This window comes from Arthrobacter sp. Y3223164 (assembly GCF_059091005.1).
Genome location: NZ_JBNHGF010000205.1, coordinates 1 through 5,076, shown reverse-complemented (window position 1 = coordinate 5,076; position 5,076 = coordinate 1). Strand labels below are relative to the sequence as shown.

Below are 5,076 nucleotides of genomic sequence, written 5' to 3'. Positions count from 1 at the left end.
GGTCGGTCACGGCGGCTCTGACCAGGTCGGCCACGGCGGCGCTGACCAGGTCGGCCACGGCGGCGCTGACCAGGTCGGCACTAAACTTCGCCGGCGCGGCCGCCCAGCAACGCGGCCATGGCGTTCCACTCGGAGATCTTGCACCCGTCGGTGAGGGAGAAGTGCTTGTTAACCTCGCGGCCGTTGAAGGTGCCGGTGACGTGGGCCTGCTGCGGACCGCCGTATTGCTGGGTGCAGAGGCGGTTGGGATCGGGCAGTTCGAAGAAGACCTTGTCCCCGTGCTTGGCCAGCGCCGCGCAAGCGCCCTCCGGGTCCCTGACCGTGGAGCCTTCGGCGGGATGGGAATCCCGGCACACCAGCAGTTGCTCAAGCCGGGCGGTGCTGTCGGCGGAGGTCAGCATGATGGACAGTTCGGCATCCACGGCCACGCCTTTCTGGTCGTCCGTCGGGGGTTCCGAGGGAGCGGGTTCCGACGGGGAAGGGGTCCCCTCGTCGCCCGGGGAAGGGGCCCCGCCGTCGCCCGGGGAAGCGGGAACGGCGATGCCGGGGGAAGGCTGCGGCTGGTCGCCCTGGCCGCAGGCCGCCAGCCATGGCAGGAAGAGCAGGCAGGAAAGGAGCACCGCCGCTTGGCGGCAACGGCCCCGCCGCCGCCCTGGACGCTCCGCCTCAACGGCCATGGTCAGTCCTCCGTTCGAGTCTTTCCCGGAGCGGAGTGACGCGCGCCCGCACGGTGCGACGACGAGTTCCCCTCCGTCCCGCGGTCCGGCACATTAGGCGCCTTGAGCACATCCAGTGCCTCCAGCACGTCCAGGGCTTCCAGGAGCCGGAGGCGCAGCGCCTGCGCCTCTTCGGCAAACGCCCGCTGGGCCGCCACGTACTGGGCGCGGCCCTCGGTGGTCTCGATCCTGACCGGTTCGTAGCCCCAGCCCGAGAGGTCGTAGGGCGAGGCCCGCATGTCCAGCTCGCGGATCCGCCAGGACAGCTCGAAGCAGTCCATCACCAGTTCGCTGGGCAGCGCCGGGGCCAGCTTGTACGCCCACTTGTACAGGTCCATGTTGGCGTGCAGGCAGCCGGGCTGTTCCATCTGCCGCTGGTTTTCCCGGGTGGGCTGCAGCGTGTTCAGCGGTATGGCCTGCGGCGTGTAAAACCGGAAGGCGTCGAAGTGCGAGCAGTTGATCCGGCTGCCCTCCACCACCTGATCCGTTCCCTCCGCGCCGAGCCGCAGCTCCAGGTAGTCGTGCCGGACGCCGTTGAGCCGTGACTTGTAGGCCATGGCCCACTCGTGCAGCCCGAAGCAGCCGAACCGGGCCGGCCGCGACGCGGCGCCGGCCAGGATTTCCCGCGAAAACGCCACCGCCGTTCCCCGCGCCGCCAGGAAGGCTTCGGCGTCGAAGGTGACGGCACCGGCGTCGTGCTCCACTCCCGTGGCGCGGCACTCGGCGGCGGTCAGCGCCCGGTAAAACTTCCACCCGCGGCGCTCGCCGGCGCCGTCGCCGGTCAACATTACGCCAGCGCCGGGATGCCAGCGCGCCAGCTGCCCCGGCTTAAGGCTGTAATACGTGAAGAGGAAGTCTTCCACCGGGTGTTTCAGCCCGGCCGAGCGGCGCTGCAGGTAGGGCTGGGTGAAGCGCTCGGCGCGCTCGCCGTGGGCCCGGGCGCGCGGCAGCCACTGCTCCGGTTCGAGCACCCGGAGCCGGTCGAGGAGAACCTGCGGCGCCATGGTTCCATTGTCCCAGCCGCCGCGTCAGATTGGCACCCGGCTTATAGCACCGCCGGCCCCGGCAGGGAAGTACGCGCAGGGAATTTCCGCGGCGGCGCACCCAAGAAGGGTGAAACGGTTCTTTCAGACCTTCCGGTGCGGTACTTTGATCCCACAGACGCACCATGTGGCTGTTGTCACAGATGGGGATGGGGCCGGCCTCGCACGCCGGGGAAATCCAATACCCTGCGGCCGCACGGCCTGCAGGATAGGCATTCGGCTGCGTCTGCGGGCCGACCAAAGCGGTCGCGCCCACCGGATGAAAGGCATTTCCTTCTCATGACACAGCAAAGCAGCAGCTTTGTGCACCGGCAGGGATTGCGCTCTGCCGCGGCACTCGCACTGGGGATACCGCTGATCCTCTCCGGGCTCGCCGGCCCGGCGGCGGCCGCACCCGCCGACCTCGCCCGCACCATCACCTCGAATCCGGACGGGCAGCAGGCCGTCTACGAGGACGGCCGCTACATCGTGATGCTCTCCGGCGACCCGCTGGCCACCTATGAGGGCGGCGTGTCCGGCATCGCGGCAACGAAGCCCGCGCCGGGCGAAAAGCTGAACGGAAACAGCGCCAACGCCAAGAAGTACCGGGCACACCTGCAGGAGCAGCAGAACGACGTCGCCGCCTCCCAGGGCGTCAAGATCGGGAAGAGCTTCACGACGGCGGTGAACGGCTTCGCGGCGGAGTTGACCGGGCTGCAGGCAGCCGAGCTGGCCAAGAAGCCGGGCGTGGCGGCGGTAGCTCCGGACGAGCAGCACCACCCGGACTACTCCAGCACCGATTTCCTGGACCTGCCCGGCGGCAACGGCGTCTGGGCCGAACAGTATGGCGGCGCACAAAACGCCGGCAAGGGAACCGTGGTCGGCGTGATCGACACCGGCTACTACCCGGACAGCGACTTCCTGGCCGGCGAAGAGGTCAAGCCGCTGACCGGCAAGGCCAAGGTCGGCGAACCGTACCTGACGCCGGATGGCAAGATCGCCATGCTCAAGGCAGACGGCAGCACGTTCCTGGGCGAATGCCAGCCGGGCCAGGAAGGCTCCGGATTCGACGGCACCGAATGCAACTCCAAGGTGCTCAGCGCCCGCTACTACGCCGACGACTTCCTGGCCTACGTGCCGCCGGAAGACAGGCACCCGCAGGAGTCCATCTCCCCGCTGGACATCGCCAGCCACGGCACCCACACCGCCACCACGGCCGCCGGCAACAGCGGCGTGACGCAGACCGTTGACGGCCGCGACTTCGGCACCGGCAACGGCGTGGCTCCGGCCGCCAAGGTCGCCGTCTACAAGATCTGCTGGGAGGACAACGACGACGCCACCGGCGGCTGCTACACCTCGGCCTCCGTGTCCGCGATCGAGCAGGCCATCCTCGACGGCGTCGACGTGCTGAACTACTCCATCTCCGGCAACAACAACTCCGTCCTGGACCCGGTGTCGGTGGCGTTCCTGAGCGCGGCCGAGGTGGGCGTTTTCGTTTCCGCCTCCGCCGGCAACGCGGGTCCGGCTCCCGCCACCGTCAACCACAGCGCGCCCTGGGTGACCACTGTGGCCGCCAGCACGTTCTCCAACGAACTGCAGGGCACCGTGGAACTCTCGGACGGCACCAAGTACCGCGGCACGTCCATCATGAACCGCGAGGTTCCGCAGACTGCGCTGATCCTTTCCGCGCAGGCCGGTGCGGCCGGCGCCACCGGTGACGAAGCACGCTTGTGCTACCCCGGCAAGCTTGATCCGGCCAAGGTCGAAGGCAAGATCGTCATCTGCGACCGCGGCGTGATCGCCCGCGCGGACAAATCGGTCGCCGTCGAGCAGGCCGGCGGTGTCGGCATGGTGCTCGTCAACGTGACCCCCGGGTCGCTCGACCTGGACCTGCATGCCGTCCCCACCGTGCACATCGACGACCCGTCCATCAAGGACAAGGTCGCCGCGGACCCGTCGCTGACCGCGGCGCTGCGCGACCGTGACACCACGGGGCTGCCGCAGAGCCCGGTCCCGCAGGTCGCCGAGTTCTCCTCGCGCGGTCCGTCCACGGCGGTGGACTCGAACCTGCTGAAGCCGGACGTCACGGCCCCCGGCGTGAACGTGCTCGCCGGAGTTTCCCCGGTAGTTGGCGGCGAGACCAGCGGCTTTATGTCCGGCACCTCGATGGCCGCGCCGCACGTAGCCGGCCTCGGCGCGCTGCTGCTGGCCAAGAACCCCAAGTGGTCCCCGGCCACCGTGAAGTCGGCGATGATGACCACCGCCGGCGACCTGGTCACGGAAGACGGCTCGGTGAACGAAGACCGCTTCGCCACCGGCGCCGGCCACGTGGATACCGCCCGGATGGGCGATCCCGGCCTGGCCTACGATGCCGATATCAACGACTGGCTCGGCTTCATCCAGGGCACAGGCCTGGACCTGGGCCTGAAGAAGCGGGACACCGTCGAGTCCAAGGACATCAACGTGCCGTCGTTCGCCCTCGGGAAGCTGGCCGGAAAGGTCACCGTGGAGCGCACGCTCACAGCCCTGAAGCCCGGCACCTACACGGCGGCCGTGGACCTGCCGGGCGTGAACGTGAAGGTCTCGCCCGCGAAGCTGACCTTCAAGAAGGCCGGCCAGGAACGCACGTTCAAGGTCACCTTCGAGAATGCGGATGCGCCGCTGGATCAGTTCACCATGGGTGAGCTGGTCTGGACGGAAGAGGCCAAGGGCTCCGGCCAGCACGCGGTCGTCTCGCCGATCGCCGTCCGGCCGGTCACCGCGGTGGCTCCCGCCAGCGTCGCGTTCGCTTCCGACGGCGGCGACGGCTCGGGCACGATCGAGGTCACCTCGGGCACCAACTCGCCGATCGACGTCGCGGTCGAGGGCCTGGCCAAGGCCAACGCCACCGCAGTGGAGAAGGTCCCTGGCCAGCCCGCCGTGATCGGTTCCAACGGCAGCACCGGATTCGCCCCGCAGGCGGTGCCGGCGGGTGCCACGCTGGCGCAGTTCTCCATCACCGCGGCCGACCCGGGGGCAGACTGGGATCTGTATGTCTACACCCCAGCCGGTACCGTAATCTCCGCGGCCACTGCGTCGGCGAGCGAGTCCCTGGCCATCAACAATCCGGCCCCGGGCACGTACTATGCCATCGCGCACCTGTACAGCAGCCCGGACGGCAAGGCGAGCAAGGGGACCATCGACGCGGTTGCGCTGAGCGGTGACGCCGGCAACCTGACGGTCAGCCCGGATCCGCTGCAGCTGGCCAACGGCGAGACCGGCACGGTAACCGCCGCCTGGTCCGGCCTGGCAGCCGGCAGCTGGGTCGGCCTGATCAAGTTCGGCGACGGCGCGGCCAC

The 5,076-nt window shown here is 69.2% G+C and carries 3 protein-coding genes; 1 reads left to right on the top strand and 2 read right to left on the bottom strand.

Features of this window, described 5'->3' with window-relative positions; translation table 11 throughout:
- Positions 1-80: 80 nt before the first annotated feature.
- A complete protein-coding gene (locus AC5RUJ_RS10845) occupies positions 81-677 on the bottom strand; it encodes a hypothetical protein (protein ID WP_494127739.1) in 597 nt (198 codons plus the stop codon).
- A 2-nt stretch (positions 678-679) separates the two neighbouring features.
- Positions 680-1,720: a 3-methyladenine DNA glycosylase gene (locus AC5RUJ_RS10840; protein ID WP_494127740.1), complete on the bottom strand. Its 1,041-nt coding sequence runs from the start codon at positions 1,718-1,720 to the stop codon at positions 680-682.
- A 318-nt stretch (positions 1,721-2,038) separates the two neighbouring features.
- Between AC5RUJ_RS10840 and AC5RUJ_RS10835 the strand changes: the two genes are divergently transcribed.
- Positions 2,039-5,076: S8 family peptidase (locus AC5RUJ_RS10835; protein ID WP_494155854.1), on the top strand; the 3,038-nt coding region annotated here is incomplete at its 3' end.